Annotated in this window: 9 protein-coding genes and 1 CRISPR repeat array; of the genes, 8 read left to right on the forward strand and 1 reads right to left on the reverse strand. The window is 39.1% G+C overall.

Translation table 11 applies throughout. From position 1 onward, the window contains the following. Window positions 1-17: 17 nt before the first annotated feature. Both DC498_RS22900 and DC498_RS22905 read left to right on the forward strand, forming a co-directional pair. Window positions 18-3,170: a ligand-binding sensor domain-containing protein gene (locus DC498_RS22900; RefSeq protein WP_116876483.1), complete on the forward strand. Its 3,153-nt coding sequence runs from the start codon at window positions 18-20 to the stop codon at window positions 3,168-3,170. 15 nt (window positions 3,171-3,185) lie between these two features. Continuing rightward, entirely contained in the window at window positions 3,186-3,950 is a 765-nt protein-coding gene (locus tag DC498_RS22905) for a response regulator transcription factor (protein ID WP_116876484.1), read from the forward strand. Between the two features lie 324 nt (window positions 3,951-4,274). Here the strand turns inward: DC498_RS22905 and DC498_RS22910 are convergent, their stop codons facing one another. Next, complete coding sequence (locus DC498_RS22910) at window positions 4,275-7,214, reverse strand: glycoside hydrolase family 3 N-terminal domain-containing protein (RefSeq protein ID WP_116876485.1); 2,940 nt, start codon at window positions 7,212-7,214, stop codon at window positions 4,275-4,277. 379 nt (window positions 7,215-7,593) lie between these two features. On the opposite strand from DC498_RS22910, the gene mutL reads away from it, so the two are divergent. From mutL to cas2, 6 genes are all read left to right on the forward strand, one after another. Beyond that, the gene (mutL, locus tag DC498_RS22915) at window positions 7,594-9,477 is read left to right on the forward strand and encodes a DNA mismatch repair endonuclease MutL (RefSeq protein WP_116876486.1); all 1,884 of its coding nucleotides are present in this window, start codon (window positions 7,594-7,596) and stop codon (window positions 9,475-9,477) included. Between the two features lie 484 nt (window positions 9,478-9,961). Further along, a complete protein-coding gene (gene cas9 / locus DC498_RS22920; protein WP_116876487.1) occupies window positions 9,962-14,296 on the forward strand; it encodes a type II CRISPR RNA-guided endonuclease Cas9 in 4,335 nt (1,444 codons plus the stop codon). 192 nt (window positions 14,297-14,488) lie between these two features. Continuing rightward, window positions 14,489-14,689 carry a hypothetical protein gene (locus DC498_RS22925; RefSeq protein ID WP_116876488.1) on the forward strand — a complete coding sequence of 67 codons (201 nt, stop codon included), beginning with the start codon at window positions 14,489-14,491 and terminating at the stop codon, window positions 14,687-14,689. Further along, on the forward strand, window positions 14,689-15,168 hold the full coding sequence (locus tag DC498_RS22930; protein ID WP_116876489.1) for a nucleotidyltransferase: 480 nt from the start codon (window positions 14,689-14,691) through the stop codon (window positions 15,166-15,168). The genes DC498_RS22925 and DC498_RS22930 overlap by 1 nt, the downstream gene beginning before the upstream one ends. 119 nt (window positions 15,169-15,287) lie before the next feature. Beyond that, window positions 15,288-16,184, forward strand: a complete 897-nt coding sequence (cas1, locus tag DC498_RS22935) for a type II CRISPR-associated endonuclease Cas1 (protein ID WP_116876490.1) — start codon at window positions 15,288-15,290, stop codon at window positions 16,182-16,184. A 97-nt stretch (window positions 16,185-16,281) separates the two neighbouring features. Beyond that, window positions 16,282-16,671 (forward strand): CRISPR-associated endonuclease Cas2, encoded by a 390-nt coding sequence (gene cas2 / locus DC498_RS22940; RefSeq protein WP_240628080.1) that lies wholly within the window; start codon window positions 16,282-16,284, stop codon window positions 16,669-16,671. A 173-nt stretch (window positions 16,672-16,844) separates the two neighbouring features. Continuing rightward, window positions 16,845-18,812: direct repeats of the CRISPR family, unit length 47 nt; unit sequence GTTGTAAAAGAACTAAGCTACTTAATAATTTGAAAGCAATTCACAAC. The last annotated feature ends 143 nt before the right edge of the window (window positions 18,813-18,955 follow it).

An 18,955-nucleotide genomic window follows, 5' to 3' on the forward strand; every position in this document is an offset into this window, starting at 1 on the left:
ACGACTGTTTACTATTTGTGAAAAAAGCAATTATTTTATTGGTAACGATTTCATTGCTGTTGCTTCAACATGTTTATGCCCAGGGTTATTACTTCAGGCATTACCAGGTAGAAGACGGACTTTCGCACAACACTGTTTTTTGTGCTTTACAGGATCATAAAGGGTTTATGTGGTTTGGTACCAAAGACGGGCTGAATCGCTATGACGGCAATAATTTTAAAATTTTCAGGCATGCTGAAAATGACAGCGTGAGCATCGGCAACAATTTTGTACACCAGTTATTTGAGGATAGTAAGCAACAATTATGGATAGGAACTGAAAGCGGTATCTATGCTTATTTATCTGCAACGGAAAAATTTAAACAACTGCAAACGGATGATAGCGCTTCCGCGATCGTAAGCGGCATTGCGCAGGACAGCAAGAGCGTTATATGGTTTATTATGGGAGGGAGATTATACCGGTATACTTCCGGCACTCCAAAAGCAACACGTGTTGATATTACCGGCAATGCCAGTATATCATCCTTATACATTGATAAAGATGATATAATATGGCTCGCCACGTATGAAACGCTGATCCGTTATAATATTGCAGGAGGAACCTCCTCTGCATATAATGTGTTCAATCATTCTCCTGCCGCATCTTCAGGCTGGATATTTAAAATTGTGCCTGCAGGTAAAGACAGCTTATTGTTAGGCACTATTCACCAGGGCTTAAAATTATTCATCATCAGCACGGGTGAATATAAAGATGTACTGACCTGGAATAAAGACCGTTCTCCTATTTATATACGTGATTGCATTGCAATCAGTGAAGAGGAATTCTGGCTTGCAAGTGAGTCCGGCATTCACATATATAATACACGTACCGGCAGCCACACCAATCTCAATAAGCAATTCAACAACCCATATGCATTGTCTGATAATGCTACCTATTGCCTGTTTAAAGACAGGGAAGGCAGTATTTGGGCAGGCACTTATTTTGGTGGCGTAAATTATTTTTCAAAACAGTACAATTATTTTCAAAAATATTTTCCGGATGGCAGCAGTAATAGTATAAGCGGGAATGCTGTGCGGGAGATTAAAGAAGATAAACAAGGCAATCTATGGATAGGTATTGAAGACGGTGGTTTGAATAAGCTTGATACACGCACCAATAAGATCACAAGGTTTTACCCTGATGGCACTCCGTCTACCTTATCACACTATAATATTCACGGCTTGGCCATTAATGATAATGAAATATGGGTAGGTACATTTGAACAGGGGCTTGATGTGATGGATATACATAGCGGGAAGATACTCAAACATTATAAGCGCGGACCTGATACTTTTCAAAGCGATTTTATTGTGAGCCTTTGTAAAATAAGCTCAGGAGAAATATTGATCGGCACTACGCTCGATCTTACAAGCTACGACCCCCGGAAAAAAACTTTTACTCATGTGCAGGAGTTGCCGGGCAACAATTTTGTTTACAATATTATTGAAGGCAAAGACAGCACGATATGGGTTGCCACGTTGAATAAAGGACTATATTATTACAACCGGTATAAAAATACATATGGCAATTTCCGGCACCAATCCAGTGACAGCAGCAGCATAAGCGGGGATATGCTGAATACTTTGTTTGAAGATAGTAAAGGTGTGTTGTGGGTTGGCACAGAAGGCAATGGATTATGCAGGTTTAACAAAGCAACCCAAACTTTTACAAGGTATAATATCACCAATGGGTTACCCAGTAACTATATTTTTAAAATACAGGAAGATGATGAAGGCAATATATGGGTGAGCACAAGCCGGGGAGTGGTGCGCATGAATGCTTCTGCGGGAAGCATCCGGGTATATACAGCATCCAGCGGATTATTAAATGACCAGTTTAATTATAATTCAGGTTGTAAAACCAGGGATGGCAGGCTATACTTTGGAAGCGTTAAAGGTATGATCAGCTTTAATCCCGCAACCTTTGTTACCAACACGCAAATACCTTCTGTATATATAACAGGACTGCAGGTAAACGGCCGCGAAATAGAAGCGGGCGATCAATCCGGGTTACTTTCCGAATCTATACTGCAAACAGAACAGATCACACTGAATTACCTGCAATCCTCCTTCAGTATTGATTTTGCCGCATTAAGTTTTATTTCTCCTGAAATGACACAATATGCATACATCATGCACGGGCTTGATAAAGAATGGACAGCATTAAAAACCAACAGAAAAGCGTATTTCACCAATCTTGCTGCAGGTACATATGTATTTAATGTAAAAGCCAATACAGGAAACGGAGCATGGAGCACAATACCGGCACAGCTTACCATCAAGGTATTACCTCCACCATGGGAATCTGCCTGGGCATATGCTTTGTATACGCTAACGGCAATGGGCATCGCTTTTTATTTTATAAGAAGATATCACTTTCGCCAGCAGGAAAAACATCAGCGCAGAATAGAATTAATGCAGCATGAAAAAGAAAAAGAATTGTATAAAGCCAAAATAGATTTTTTTACCAATGTGGCTCATGAAATTAAAACACCATTAACGCTGATTAAAGGACCGCTCGAAAAAATAGTTCAACAAACAGAAAATATACCTGATGTGCAAAAGAACATTCACATCATGGAGAGAAACACCGGCAGGCTCGTAGACCTCACCAATCAACTGCTTGATTTCAGGCAAACAGAAGAAAATGCATTCACCCTCAGCTTCACCCGTTGTAACATAAACGCTATACTTATTGAAACCAATAATGATTTCCGCCTGCTGGCAGAAAAAAGAAATATTACCTGCATGCTTGATTTGCCCACCCCGGATATTATAGCATGGGTAGATGAAGATGCCTTTAATAAAATAATCACTAACCTTTTAAGCAATGCCATAAAATATGCAGCGCGGGCTGTTACAATACGCCTGTACGCACAGGAAAATAATTTTATTATGGAGATGACCAACGATGGTAACCTGGTTCCGGATGATAAGAGCGAAAAAATTTTTGAACCGTTTTACAGGCTGAAAGAAACCGAACGGTCAAAAGGAACTGGTATAGGGCTGGCGCTCTCCCGCTCACTAACACAATTGCACAAGGGAAGGCTTTACCTGAAACCAAGGATGAATGAAAAAGTAAATACCTTCGTTTTAATGCTGCCGTTGCACCACACAAAACCTATACTATAAAAAAATAGTACTGCTATGCTGCCCTCTATATTGTTGATTGATGACGATGAAGAAATCCTGGATTTTCTGAAAGACGAGCTGCAGGAAAAATATTCCATTCATACTGCACTTAACGGAATAAGCGCCATGGAAATGCTAAAACATGAAACCGTTCAGTTGATTGTAAGTGATGTGATGATGCCACAGATGGACGGCTTTGAACTATGCAGGTTAATAAAAACCAATATTGATCATTGCCATATACCTGTAATATTACTAACGGCAAGAAATACACTTCAATCAAAAATTGAGGGATTGGAAATTGGCGCTGACGCATATATCGAAAAGCCTTTTTCACCTGCTCATCTCCAGGCACAGATTGCCAGCCTGCTCAATAACCGCAGCAGGGTAAAAGAATATTTCGCTAATTCTCCACTTGCGCATATCAACAGTATAGCGCACTCAAAATCAGATGAAGCATTTCTTGAACAACTGCACAGCATTATTTTACAATACCTGGAAGACACTATGCTTGATGTAGAAAAGCTCGCAGCAGCCATGAATATGAGCCGCCCCACACTGTATAGAAAGATCAAAGGCATATCAAACCTTACGCCTCATGAATTGATCAATATAACCCGGCTTAAAAAGGCAGCGGAGCTACTGGCGGAAGGCAGGTACAGAATTGCGGAAATAGCTGACATGGCAGGTTTTCAGTCGCAAAATAATTTTGGGAGAAATTTTTTGAAACAATTTGGCATGACGCCTACGCAGTATATACATATGAAACAGGCAGAATAAAGGTGAGGGGTATCAGCAGTCAGCCTTCAGCTATCAGCAGTTGGTGTTTCAGCATAGCCGTCAACTTAAAAAATATGAGCAACAAAAGACCCCGAATGGGGTTCAATTTGAATAGCCATCGGTGCAACCGGTGGTCGAATGAAACGGTTTTTACATTGAACCCCTGCGGGGTTCAACAAAAACTCCGCCATTTTACCGTGAGTTCCACTCACGGCTATTCAAATTCAAGCCCTTTGGGCTTGAATTGACGGTTATGGTGTTTCAGCCACCCGTTTTCTTTATACACTTCACCCTACGCCATACACCTTCCTCCTTATCCCTTCCTCACTTCAATTCCAGCACCTTATAAATCGCGTCCTGTATATCAGACCGTATGTTCAGCTTCGACAATCTTCCATTGCTTCCTCCTTCCGGATTTACGCGGTTGCTGAGAAAAATGTAGATCAGGTCGTACTTAGGATCTACCCACACACAGGTGCCGGTAAAACCGGTATGCCCGAAAGTTTGGGGAGATGCATATTTGCTGGGGTAGGGTTCTTTTCTTGTTGCATTATCTTTTTCAGGCTTATCAAAACCTAAACCGCGTCGGCTGATCTTACTACTATATGCTGTAAATAATTTAATTGTTTCGGGAGAGAAAAAATAATAACCATTATATGTTCCACCATTCAGCACCATCTGCATTAATACGGCAAGATCATAAGCATCGCTATATAAACCCGCATGTCCTGCAACGCCGCCAAACATTGCGGCGCCGGGGTCGTGCACATACCCGCGCAACAATTGCCTCCTGAAAGCCTGTTCATTCTCTGTTGGCGAAATACGGTCTGCGGCAAAATGTTTCAATGGCAGAAAACCGGTAGTGGTCAGCCCGAGCTTCCGGTAAAATTCTTTATATACATATTCCTCTAAAGGCATACCGCTGATGGCCTCTACTATTTTACCGAGAAAAATAAAATCGTTATCACTATATATATATTTTTTCCCCGGAGGAATCACTTCACTTTGCAGGATTCTTTTATAAATGGTATCACCCCAATCCTTGCGCATAAACATACTATCGGCAACAGGTACACTGTATTGCAGTGATTGTGTTTTGCTATAAAAACCATTAAAAGGAATGCCGGTTGCTGTATCTATTGTTTCCCTGTAAAAAGGAATAAACGCTTTTAGCCCTGCCTGGTGCAACAATATATCGTCAATTTTCAGGTTAGCTTTATTCGTTCCCCGTACAGAAGGAATATAATATCCAAGTGTTTTGTTCAGGTCAAGCCTGCCCTGATCGTATAAACGCATAACCGACATAGTGGTTGCGCAAATTTTGGTAACAGATGCCAGGTCGTACAGTGTTTCAAGCTTTACTTTCTCTGTACTATCATAACTGTAATAACCATACGCCTTATGATAAACTATACGTCCGCTCTTTACCACCATCACTTCCATACCTGGTGCTGCACGCTGGGTAATAGCTACTGTTGCTATTGAATCAATAGCTGCAAATTTCAACTGGTTATTATCTGCATTTACTGTTTGTGCAAAGGGCAAGGGCTTTGTTTCAATACCAGAGCCATAAGGAAAATTTTCACAAACCGTAACCGGCAATTTTCCCTTTGCAACTATTACACCCCTCAAAACATCAGCGGCGGCAGTTTGTGTAATAGCATCATCCTGGTAACAGGCTACCAGGTTTTTTGCATCACACATATTTTTTACCGCGTAAGGATTACCGAATACAAATGTTATGGCTTTATTACCGGACTGCACCTGCTTAAGTAATTGTACAGATGATGCGCTGATGCCAAAATTATTTGCCGGGAAACGATTAAAATTATGCAGCCCGATCACTACCACATCATATCTTGTCTGAAGCAGGGAGGCAAGTGTGGCAATGCGTGTTCCGTCTTCCTTATAGTTAAAATAAAACGCGTCTGCATTATAATCCGCTCTTATTCTCCGGGCAAAGGCATTATCTGTACCAATACCAATTCCCAGGTAAGCCACCTTATAATCCTTATCTGTTTTTTTAATTTTTTGAGGAACAACCAGCGGAATGATATTATCATCATTCTTTAATGTTGTTATGGCATTCTCTGCGATGCTTTTACTGATCTGCGGCGTTTGAGCATTTAAATCATCTGCAAGCCTTGTTATATTTACGGGTTGTATATTGCTTAGTCCATATTGATATTTTGCACGCAATACCTTCTTTACCCTCTCATCTATCTGTGCCCAGGTCAGGTCTTTTTTACGGATGGCTTTTTTTATTTCTTCAATACTTCCGGGTATATCGCCGGGCAAACAAAGCATATCATTACCGGCAATCAATGATTCTGCCGAAGCTTTTCCATCAGGGAAGAACTTTTTTACGCCCTGCATTTCCAGCGCGTCGGTAAATGAAAGTCCGTTATAACCCATTTGTTCCCGCATCAATTTGGTTACATTATTATAAGAGATGGAAGTTGCCCTGTTGGCGGTATTATCTATTGCCGGAATAAACAAATGAGCGATCATTACACTGCCTACACCTGCCTTAAACATTTCGCGGAAAGGGTATAGTTCCAGCGAATCAAGTTGTTCTGTTGTTTTATTAATTACCGGTAAATCATAATGCGAATCTACAGCCACATCCCCATGCCCGGGAAAATGCTTTGCGCAAGCCATAACGCCAACATCCTGCATACCCTTCATATACGCAACACCATATTCCGCTACTTTATATTTGTTCTCACCAAAGGAACGGTCGTTGATGACCGGGTTAGCAGGATTATTATTGATATCAACCACCGGCGCATAATTCACCTGTATGCCCATACGTTTACATTGCTGCCCTACCCATTTGCCATACTGGTAAATCAATTGCGCATCCTGCACAGCGCCCATCATCATCTGTCTTGGCAGGGCTTGCACACTATCCATGCGCATGCCTAAACCATTTTCGCCATCAATACAAACCAGCAAGGGTGTTTTTGCCAGAGCCTGAAATTCATTCAAATAATTTGCCTGCAGCACCGGCCCTCCCTGGAATAAACAGATGCCACCGATATTGTAGGTATTGATTGCCTGCTTTACTTCGTCGCCATAAAAAGTTACTTTACCATTACTGATTGAAGAGACACGCACCACCATCAGCTGTGCAATTTTTTCGTTTTCACTGAGTGTTGCAAAAACACTATCCACCCATGCCTGTTCGGGCAAACTACTACTGCGCTGTGCAAATATGGAGAGAGACTGTAACGCGAATAATGTAAGAAAAATATACTTCATAATGAAGCGAATTTAAAGAAATACGGGAATATGGAAATGTGGGAATGAATTTGAAAATCTGTTGATTTGAAAATTTGAAAATTCCTCACTCCCGGACCCTCTTTACGAGTGTAGAGGGGTGCTCCAACTCAAAGCAGGTTGATGAAATGCAGTACACGGATGGTTATGAATACCAAAGTGTAAGCAAATACCAGAAAACGTTTTATCTGGATATATTAAAATGCGGATGTGGTAGTTATAGCGTTTGATATTATTCTATAGCTGCTGCTCCCTTTCCCAGTGAAAGGGAGCAGCAGCTCACCTACCGGCAGCCAGGAGCAGGCAGTAATAGGCTTTTATCCTCAATTTCACATATTTTTGCCGCTTAAACTTTCAGCATTTGTCAGATAAGATTCAATTACTGCCGGATAATATTGCCAACCAGATAGCTGCGGGTGAAGTGATTCAGCGGCCGGCAAGCGCGGTAAAGGAATTGCTTGAAAACGCGGTGGATGCAGGTGCAACAGAGATCAAACTGATTGTGGCTGATGCAGGCAAATCATTGATACAGGTGATAGATAATGGCAGCGGCATGAGCGAAACCGATGCGAGAATGAGTTTTGAACGCCATGCCACTTCCAAAATAAATAATATAGACGACCTGTTCCGCATACGTACCATGGGCTTTCGCGGCGAAGCGCTTGCTTCCATAGCCGCTGTGGCGCAGGTGGAACTCAAAACACGGAAAACGGAAGACGAAACCGGCACATTAATAGAAATAGAGAACAGCGTTGTAAAAAACCAGGAGATGATCGCTTTTCCGAAAGGAACAAGCATTGCCATGAAAAATGTTTTTTTCAACGTGCCGGCAAGAAGGAATTTTTTGAAAAGCAATCCCGTGGAAATGCGCCATATCGTGGATGAGTTCATCCGTGTGGCAATGGCCTTTCCTGAAATATTTTTCTCGCTCACTGCCAACGGGCAGGAAATTTTTCATCTGGAAAAAGGCACACTCAAGCAGCGCATTGTTCATTTGCTTGGTGCAAGCTATAATGCCAAACTGGTAACCGTGCAGGAAAAAACGGATTACCTTACCATATATGGTTTTGCAGGAAAGCCTGATACCGCCAAGAAAACGAGAGGCGACCAGTATTTCTTTGTAAACAATCGTTTTATCCGCAGCGCATATCTGAATCACGCGGTAATGAGCGCCTACCAGGCAATGATACCGGCAGACAGTTTCCCGATGTATGTGCTGTTTATTGATCTTGACCCTGCGCAGATTGATATTAATGTGCACCCTACCAAGCAGGAAATAAAATTTGAAGATGAAAAGATCATATATGCTTTTGTGCAGGCAGCCGTAAAACACGCGCTGGCGCAATTCAGCATTATGCCCACACTAAATTTTGATCTTGATCCCGGCATACAAAAGCTGGATGCCGTGGAAAAGCCTTTTACCGAAGAAAAGAAAACAAATGCCGAAGCATCCTCGCTCTACAATACGTTCACGCAAAAAAACCAGGCGCATTTTATTGACAGCAAAAGTGAGCTGAAGCACTGGAAAGATTTTTATCCTGAACCCAAACAACAAAGCGGCTTTAAAAGCCTGCTTGCCGCTCATACTGAACCGGTGTCTGACAAATTAGAATACGAACAAACGGTTACGGCTAACCGAAGCCTGCAGGGAAGCGGCGATCAAAAATTGCAATTACTGGAAGATGTGCCCATGCTGCAATTGCACAATACCTATATAGTGGCTTCCACCAACACCGGTTATATACTCATACACCAGCAATCAGCGCATGAAAGAATTTTGTATGAGCGATATATTATTGCAGCAAAGGGTAAACCTATTCCAATACAACGAAGTTTGTTTCCATTAACCGTGCCGCTTGCTGCAGCAGATGCAGCATTATTGCAGGAGCTTTTACCGGATCTTGCCGTATTAGGTTATGAAATAGCGCTTTTTGGGAAAGACACATTTGTAATACACGGCACTCCTGCCGATGTGGAAACCGGTAATGAAAAAACCGCCATCGAGCAAATGCTGGAACAGTTCAAGCATTTTAACAGCGAGGTAAAATTTTCAAGAAGAGAAAAACTGATCCGCAGTCTTTCATGGCAGCACGCTGTAAAACCCGGCCGCTCACTCTCCCAACAGGAAATGAAAACATTAGGCGAAGAGCTGTTTGCCACCGCGCAACCGAATATCACGCCATCCGGTAACCCCACCTATATTGCGTTTAAGAAGGATTATCTGGAGAGGATGTTTGGGAAATAGGATTGTGCCTTCAATGTTTGCGGTTTTTTTGATTGAAAGTTTGTAACTTAACTCTTCAACCCGTTGCTTGCATTACCTGCAATATCATCTACATGAACCCTTGTCCGTAATTTCAAGTAAGAGAGTTTCGGGGAATAAAAAAGGCGGCACTTTGATAGTGCCACCAATAAAAGCAATTCACAACACTTAAACAACATATTTAGATTGTAACACGTGTATAAGAGGAGCAGTCAATATATAATCCTTGGGGGAAATTATAGGCAAGGCTTGGAGACTTGCCCTAAAAATTTGCAACTTTTTATCTACTGCCTTCACAATAATATGAAAAAATTAATACAAAACGAATTTTGTTGTTTAAGTATGTCCTCATTTCTTTATTATTTTGCAAATAAAAAAGCTCCACCGAGGCAGAGCTAAGAATTTCTTCGGCTTATAGCCTTATTGTGAATTGTCTTTCGACTGCAAATCTAAAATAAGTATAGATATGAGCAAAATTTTAGGATTGGATTTAGGTACAAATAGTGTTGGATGGTCTATCAGAAATACACAATTACCTGATAATCAGATAGAAAAAGCTGGTGTAATAACCTACACCAAAGGTGTTGGCAACAGCAAAACCGGAGAATACTCCTATGCTGCGGAACGCACCAAAAAGCGTTCAACCCGTCGCTTGTACCAATCAAGAAAATACAGGCTATGGGCAACGCTTGATGTTTTAATTAAGGAAGGCTATTGCCCGTTGTCATTAGACGGTTTAAATAAATGGAGACATTACTCAAAAGAAGAAGCAAGAAAAAATAAAAATGCCGGAAGGGTTTATCCCAAAGATCAAATTCTTTTTGAGCAATGGATAAAGATGGATTTTGATGGCGATGGAATTCCCAACTACAAAAGTCCTTATCAATTAAGGAGAAATTTAGTGGAAGAGAAATTTGATTTTTCGAAAGAAGCAAACCGATATAGATTAGGCAGGGCATTATATCACATTGCCCAACGAAGAGGGTTTAAAAGTAGCCGAAAAGGTAGTGATGATGTAAAAGAAAATACCGAAGGTGCAGATATTGACTTGCAGTATTCTGAAAAGAAAAAAAATAAAGAACTAGTAACTCAGTTTCAAAAATATCCACAAGCAAAAACCATCGGTTCGTTGTTTGCATATTTGGAAGATGATGGAGTGCGTATTCGGGAAAATATGGCGCAATATGCAATTCGTGAAAATTTTAAAGAGGAAATCAACGAAATTTTCAAGTTTCAAAACATTTCTTTAGATAGTGATTTATATAAAGGATTGGTTGAAACCGGCAAAAACAAAAATGACGGTGCTATTTTTTATAAACGTCCATTGCGCTCACAAAAAGGATTGATTGGGCTTTGTACACTGGAACAGGAAACACGTATAGACCCAAAAACAAATAAATCTTTTCAGGTTGGTAAATATCGGGCGCCGATAAGTCACCCAAGTTTTGAATTGTTCAGAGCGTGGCAGTTTTTAAACAATATAAAATTCAAAGAAGAAAATAATAAAAATTCGATTTGGAAACCGATTTCATTGGAATTAAAAGTAGAAATACTCAATGAAAAGTTTTTCAGAAAATCTAAAGCCTATTTTCCGTTTTCTGAAATTGCCGACTTCATAAAAAAGAAGGGTTATAAGTGGATTTTAAATTACAAATCAAAACAAACGGTTACAGCCTGTCCGGTTTCTGCAAGGTTGAAGGATATTTTTGGCGATGATTACCTGGATATAAAAATAGAAAAAGTACCATCACCCAAAGAAAATAAAAGCCATTACGACATTTATGATATTTGGCATGTTCTGTTTTCGTTTGAAGACCAGGAGTTTGTTTCAGCGTTTGCATTAGAGAAATTAAAATTAGATGAAGAAAAGACCAAGCAATTCGTATATGCATGGAACGCACTGCCTGTTGGCTATGGAATGCTGAGCATTAATGCTATTGATAAAATTAATCGCTTTTTGTTTAAAGGATTGCAATACACCGAATCGGTATTGCTTGCTAACTTACCTTCACTAGTTGGTGAAGAATTGTGGAGTAAAAGTGAAGCTTTATTTATACAAAACATTGGTGATGTCATTAAAGAAAATCGGGACGAAAAACACATTATTCAAATCATCAATGGCCTTGTTGCCAAATACAAAAATTTGGATCAGAAATTTGGCTTCAAAAATGAAGGCTATATACTTGATGAAAGCGATGTACAAGACATAACAGATGCTATTATTGACCATTATGGAGAAAGCGTTTGGCTATCCAAAACAAAAGAAGAAGCTGATATGACTTTTTTAACCGTAAAAGATTGTTATCAGTCATTTTTCAAAACAAAGGAATTGGAGCGTGTGGATATTGATGGAGAAAGATATTTTTTGATTACTTCAAATGGCAAAAATTATTACAAAGCGGACTCCGGCTTCTACAAACAACCTAAGTTAAAAGACACCTTAGCTGAATATGCTTCAAAGACCTTAAAAATTGACGTTTTAAAACTAAAAAAGATTTATCATCATTCCGACATTAGCATTTATCCACCTGCAATGCCCGATGAAAATGGTGAGGTAAAAATGGGTAGCCCCAAAACGGGTTCGTTCAAGAACCCAATGGCAATGCGTACTTTGCAGGAACTGAAAAAATTATTGAACTACCTGATTGAAACCAACCAAATAGATTCAGATACAAGAGTAGTGGTTGAAGTTGCCAGACAATTAAGCGATTCAAATAAGCGTTGGGCTATCGAGGCTTGGCAGCGGCAAAGAGAAGCAGAAAATATGGAGTTTGCAGCGGCGATAGATGAATTAGTGAAGCAGGAAAAAGTGAGCGCCGATAGCAAAAAAGAAGCTGATATTGATAAAATGCGGCTTTGGTACGAACAGAACAAAGAAGAATCCGTACCGGAAATTTCAGAGGTAAAAAAGGAAATTAAAGGCATCCGATGGAATGAAAACAAAAAACAATCATACAAAGATATTACTGCAAAGAAAACAGATATTGAAAAATATCGCTTGTGGCGTGAACAAAAATGTATCTGCATTTATACCGGAAAAATTATCAGTATAAGCGATTTGTTTAACACCAACGTAATTGACTTTGAGCATACCTTACCTCGCAGCAAGTCTTTTGATAATTCGTTAGCGAATAAAACAGTTGCATTTATGCAGTTCAACCGAACGGTTAAGAAGAATAAAATCCCATCACAGTTGCCTGAAAAGGACTATGAATTAGTTTTAGAAAATATAAAACCCTGGGAAGAAAAAATTGAACGCATAAAACAACAAATAGATTTCTGGCAAACCAAATCGAAAAAGGCAGCAGACAAACAATGGAAAGATGAAGCTATCAGGCAAAAGCATCTTTGGAAGATGGAACTGGAATATTGGAGCAGTAAAGTTGAACGATTTAAAGTACAGGAAATCACTTCCGGCTTTAAAAACAGTCAATTAGTAGATACGCAATTAATCTCAAAATATGCTTTACACTATCTTAAAACTTATTTCGAAAAAGTGGATGTGCAAAAAGGAGAAGTAACTGCCATTTTTAGAAAAATTTATGCTATTCAACCACAGAATTTCGATGGGAAAAAAGACAGGAACAAACATTCACATCATGCAAAAGATGCAACCGTTTTGACCTTAATTCCGCAAGCAGCCAAGCGGGAAGAAATGCTGAAAGCGTATTTTGAAGATTTGGAACAAGGCAGAAACTTCCAAACATTAAAACCATTTCCTGCATTCAATGTCAGTTCTATTTTTGAAATTGATGATAATGTACTTATTAATAGCCTGAACAATATTCAGTTCCTTTCCAGGGCAAAAAGAGTGATTCGCAAAAGAGGAAAGATTCAATTTATAGAAGACACCGATAAGGTGAAAATAGCAACCGGCGATAGCATCCGTGGGCAATTGCATCAGGAAACATTCTACGGGGCAATGAAACCTGCCAAACTTGACGAAAATGGAAGAATGCAAAAAGATGAAAACGGTAATTTTATGCAGGAAGACAAGTTGAAGTTTACCATCCGTGTACCATTTCAATACAAATCGAAACCTGATGCACCTGGGTTTAAAACTTGGGAAGAAATCGAAAAACAAGTTGTTGATAATGGATTGAAAGCCCAAATAAAAAAGCAAATTGATAAAGCTGGAGGTTTGAAAGAAGCCTTTGAAGCAGGTATTCATTTATTAGATAAAAACGGTGATCCTCATGGTAGCAAAATTCGCCATATCCGTGTGTGGGCAAGCGTTTCCGAACCATTGCAAATCAAGAAGCAAACCTATCTTTCTTCAAAAGTATACAAGCAACATTATTACGCTGCAAATGCAACCAACAGTTATTTTGCATTGTATCAGGATAAAGAAAAAACGAAAAAAGATTTTGATTTCAGAAACCTAATGGAGGTAGCACAGGCACTTTCGGTAGAGAATATTGAAACCGAGAATGATTTATTTACGCCATTTATTTCCATCAAGAAAGGAAAAACAGAGAAGCAATTAGATTTAAAATACATTTTAACACCTGGGGCAAGGGTAATTTTTGTAAAAGACGAAGAAATAAGGGAAGATCTAAGCCATGCTGATATTTTTAATCGACTTTATGTATATACTAATTTTGAAAAGGACGGAAGATTGAATTTTAAATATCACTTAGAAGCAAGAAATAAAATAGAGGAAAAGTATTTAGAATCAGAAATTGATTGGGAAAATCCAAAACCAACATTGAGGTTTAGCTATAGCAAATATGATTTTTTAGTTGAAGGTGAAGAATATGATTTCGTGGTTAATATGGACGGTACAATTCAATGGAAATAGTATGATCAAATGAACTCTTTACTTCACCAATCCTGCTTTTCTTAAAACCAATAACAATCCGTGATTATTGAGATGTAGGACAGCGGCGAAACCAAATCGGCGCTGACTGAAGATATAGGATTATTGATTGGTCGCATAGGCAATATATCACCATATAAAAATTCGATGAACAACTAAAAAACCATCTTTGTTATGGCTAAATCTAAAAGCTCATACTCTAACTATAGAATCAAACAATTTTCATCTTTTGAAGAAATGGATGAGGACAAAGCCAAACAAATGGCAGTAATTCTCCCAGTTGAGCATCTAAAAAACACTACGAAACTTATAAAAAATATATATGACGAAAAGCTTAAACAACCCATGAGCAAGCGAATAAAATTTAAGAAATAATGAATATTCTCATAGAAGAACACCAGGAATTATTATTATGTTTAGCCAAACATAGGGTTGATTTTATGGTGGTAGGTGGCTATGCTGTCATATATTATGGTTATGAACGAATTACAGGAGATCTGGATATTTGGCTGAAATCGAGCAATGCCAATAAAGAAAGATTAGCAAATGCGTTAATTGATTTTGGCATAGAGAAAACAGATATAGCATCACTCCATGGTATGGATTTCAACAACCCATTATCTGTATTCTGCATTGGAGAAAAGCCACGCAGAACTGATTTTCATACTTTAATCGACAACCTAAAGTTTGAGGAAATAATAAACTATGTAAATTATTTTCCGTTGAAGAATAAAAACATTCCTGTAATACACTATAATCATTTGATCCTGTCAAAGCTAACCACCGGCAGAATGAAAGACAAAGCTGATATAGAAGAGCTGGAAAGAATCAATAAATACAGAAAAAAACAATAAATTAGAATACTTTGAGTTACTGATAAATATTTACTCTCCGGCAATACCCCTTAGAAGACTGCACAGCTAACCCCGGCAATGTAAAGCATACAATCCATTTACTATAAACCCTGCTTCCCATGATCAAGCGAACCCTTTATTTCGGTAACCCGGCCTATCTCAAAACCAGAAATGATCAATTGGTGATTGAGATGCAGGACAGTGGCGAAACAAAATCGGCGCCCATTGAAGATATAGGGTTATTGATACTGGATCATCAGCAAATTACCCTTACACAGGCACTGATGGCAAAACTGCTGGCAAATAATACAGCAGTAATTACCTGCGATGATACACATCACCCAACCGGTATGATGTTCAACCTGGATGGGCACACGCTGCAAAGCCAGAAATTCCAGGCACAGATAGAAGCTTCTTTACCTTTAAAAAAGCAATTGTGGCAGCAAACCGTAACCTGCAAAATAGAAAACCAGGCGGCGTTATTGCAGTTAGAACGCGAAGAACACAAACTACTGCTCACCTATGCCAGGGATGTAAAAAGCGGCGACAGCGACAATCATGAAGCCAAAGCCGCCGCATATTACTGGAAAAAGATATTCCCGGAATTTTTGGAATTCCGGCGTGAAAGATATGGACCTCCACCCAACAACTTACTGAACTACGGTTATGCTATACTGAGAGCATTGGTTGCCCGAAGCCTTACAGCCTCAGGACTGTTGCCAACGCTTGGCATCCATCACCGTAACCAATACAATGCCTATTGCCTTGCAGATGATATTATGGAACCCTACCGGCCATTTGTTGATAAGATCGTCTGCCAGATTATACGAGGCAACGGAAAATTCCTTGAGATGACACCCTCTATGAAGAAAGCTCTGCTTGAAATTCCCGCAATGGATGTGCAGATTGACGGACAGAAAAGCCCTTTAATGAATGCGGTGCAGCGTACCACCGCCAGCCTGGCAAAATGTTACGAAGGAAAGGCAAGGAAAATACTGTACCCGGAGATGGGCTGAAGGCTATCTCAACCCTATAAGGTTTGCAGCACACCCTCATTACCGAACCCAGCATACATCATTTTTATACTTTTTTACGCACCGAAACTATGGATCTGTGCGTAGTAGCATCTCTCCCCCTTCGGGGAGCCGGAGCGACCGCATTTATTTTATGTTTGAACGCCTTAACGCATATCGCATTATGTGGGTACTTGTATTTTTTGATCTTCCCACAGAAACCAAAAAGGACAGGAAGATCTATGCCAAATTCCGTAAAGAAATTATGGCAGATGGTTTCAATATGTTCCAGTTCAGCATTTACCTGCGACACTGCGCCAGCAAGGAAAATGCCGATGTGCATATTAAAAGAGTGAAAAAAATCCTTCCTGAAAAAGGGCATGTAGGCATTATGTGCATTACCGATAAACAATTCAGCATGATGGAGATTTTCAGGGGAAAGGAACTTACGGATACGCCGCCGGTAGCACAGCAGTTGGAATTATTTTAGAGCGCTTCAAAAAACCTATAAAGCTTGCAGCCTGCTATACAGCCCTGCAAACCTTATAGGTTTATCAAGCAGCTTTTTGGAAGGCCAGGATTGAAAAAATCGAAGTTAAAACCATTTTTCCCATCCCGGAAATCCGTTGAAACAGTTCAGAAACAAGCACTTACCAAATTTCTGTTGTAAAAGAACTAAGCTACTTAATAATTTGAAAGCAATTCACAACGATTGGTAAATGGCATAATCCCAGCTCACAGTTGTAAAAGAACTAAGCTACTTAATAATTTGAAAGCAATTCACAACGGTACGCCTTTTACATTAACAGATCCTAAGTTGTAAAAGAACTAAGCTACTTAATAATTTGAAAGCAATTCACAACAAGTAGGATATTGCATTCTTTACTGATTGAGTTGTAAAAGAACTAAGCTACTTAATAATTTGAAAGCAATTCACAACGGTACGCGCTTATATAAAACCTAAACGCAGTTGTAAAAGAACTAAGCTACTTAATAATTTGAAAGCAATTCACAACAGTGAGTATGACTTAACGGCAACCGGCGGCGTTGTAAAAGAACTAAGCTACTTAATAATTTGAAAGCAATTCACAACTATGATGATGAAAACCTGAATGAAACAGGGTTGTAAAAGAACTAAGCTACTTAATAATTTGAAAGCAATTCACAACTGGATGATAGTGGCTCTTACTACTTACTTGGTTGTAAAAGAACTAAGCTACTTAATAATTTGAAAGCAATTCACAACAGCTATCCCTAGCCATGCATTACTATTTCAGTTGTAAAAGAACTAAGCTACTTAATAATTTGAAAGCAATTCACAACAACGTAGATAATATGTTTGACATTAAAAAGGTTGTAAAAGAACTAAGCTACTTAATAATTTGAAAGCAATTCACAACCTGTTATTGTATGAATCGTTAATGTCAGGGGTTGTAAAAGAACTAAGCTACTTAATAATTTGAAAGCAATTCACAACTCTTTAGCTTTCATCTTTAAAAGAAAAAATGTTGTAAAAGAACTAAGCTACTTAATAATTTGAAAGCAATTCACAACTCATAGGTTAGCATTGTTAAAACTTGTTGTGTTGTAAAAGAACTAAGCTACTTAATAATTTGAAAGCAATTCACAACTTCACGGTGACGATGCGGCAACGCCAACCCCGTTGTAAAAGAACTAAGCTACTTAATAATTTGAAAGCAATTCACAACCCCCCTGTTGTTGACTTGGAGCAAACCGAAGTTGTAAAAGAACTAAGCTACTTAATAATTTGAAAGCAATTCACAACAACACCGAAGCCCGCGTAATGGCTTTCCTTGTTGTAAAAGAACTAAGCTACTTAATAATTTGAAAGCAATTCACAACCATTACCTGTTGAACGGTCGCGAAGCAACGGTTGTAAAAGAACTAAGCTACTTAATAATTTGAAAGCAATTCACAACCAGATTCAAGACGGGTTAAAGCGTCGATTTGTTGTAAAAGAACTAAGCTACTTAATAATTTGAAAGCAATTCACAACCCTAGTGATTCAAGATACATTAACGCGTCGGTTGTAAAAGAACTAAGCTACTTAATAATTTGAAAGCAATTCACAACAAATTGCCTGATGGATGGTTATGGGCTAAAGTTGTAAAAGAACTAAGCTACTTAATAATTTGAAAGCAATTCACAACATGGCAGCTGGGAAGCTGCTGAACATGCGGTTGTAAAAGAACTAAGCTACTTAATAATTTGAAAGCAATTCACAACTCCTACGGCTTACAGTAGTGCATCATATAGTTGTAAAAGAACTAAGCTACTTAATAATTTGAAAGCAATTCACAACTTGTTTCAATTGGGTTTTACAAAAACATCAGTTGTAAAAGAACTAAGCTACTTAATAATTTGAAAGCAATTCACAACGTTAACAGGATAGCAAGTCAGGCGGTCGAGGTTGTAAAAGAACTAAGCTACTTAATAATTTGAAAGCAATTCACAACTATACCCGCATGAATCGTAAGCGAGATGCCGTTGTAAAAGAACTAAGCTACTTAATAATTTGAAAGCAATTCACAACTAATGGGCAAGGGTAAGATGACGATAGAATGTTGTAAAAGAACTAAGCTACTTAATAATTTGAAAGCAATTCACAACTTCCGCTTCTCAGAGTTGTATATTCCTGCACATGCTGACCCACTATTCCTGCACATGCTGACCCATCATTCCTGATCATGTTGACCCACTCTGATTAGGGATGGTCATGTATTGTCAAAGTACATTCTTGCATGTTGACCCAC

Origin of the sequence: Terrimonas sp., assembly GCF_003075435.1 — a bacterium.
GTDB lineage: Bacteria > Bacteroidota > Bacteroidia > Chitinophagales > Chitinophagaceae > Agriterribacter.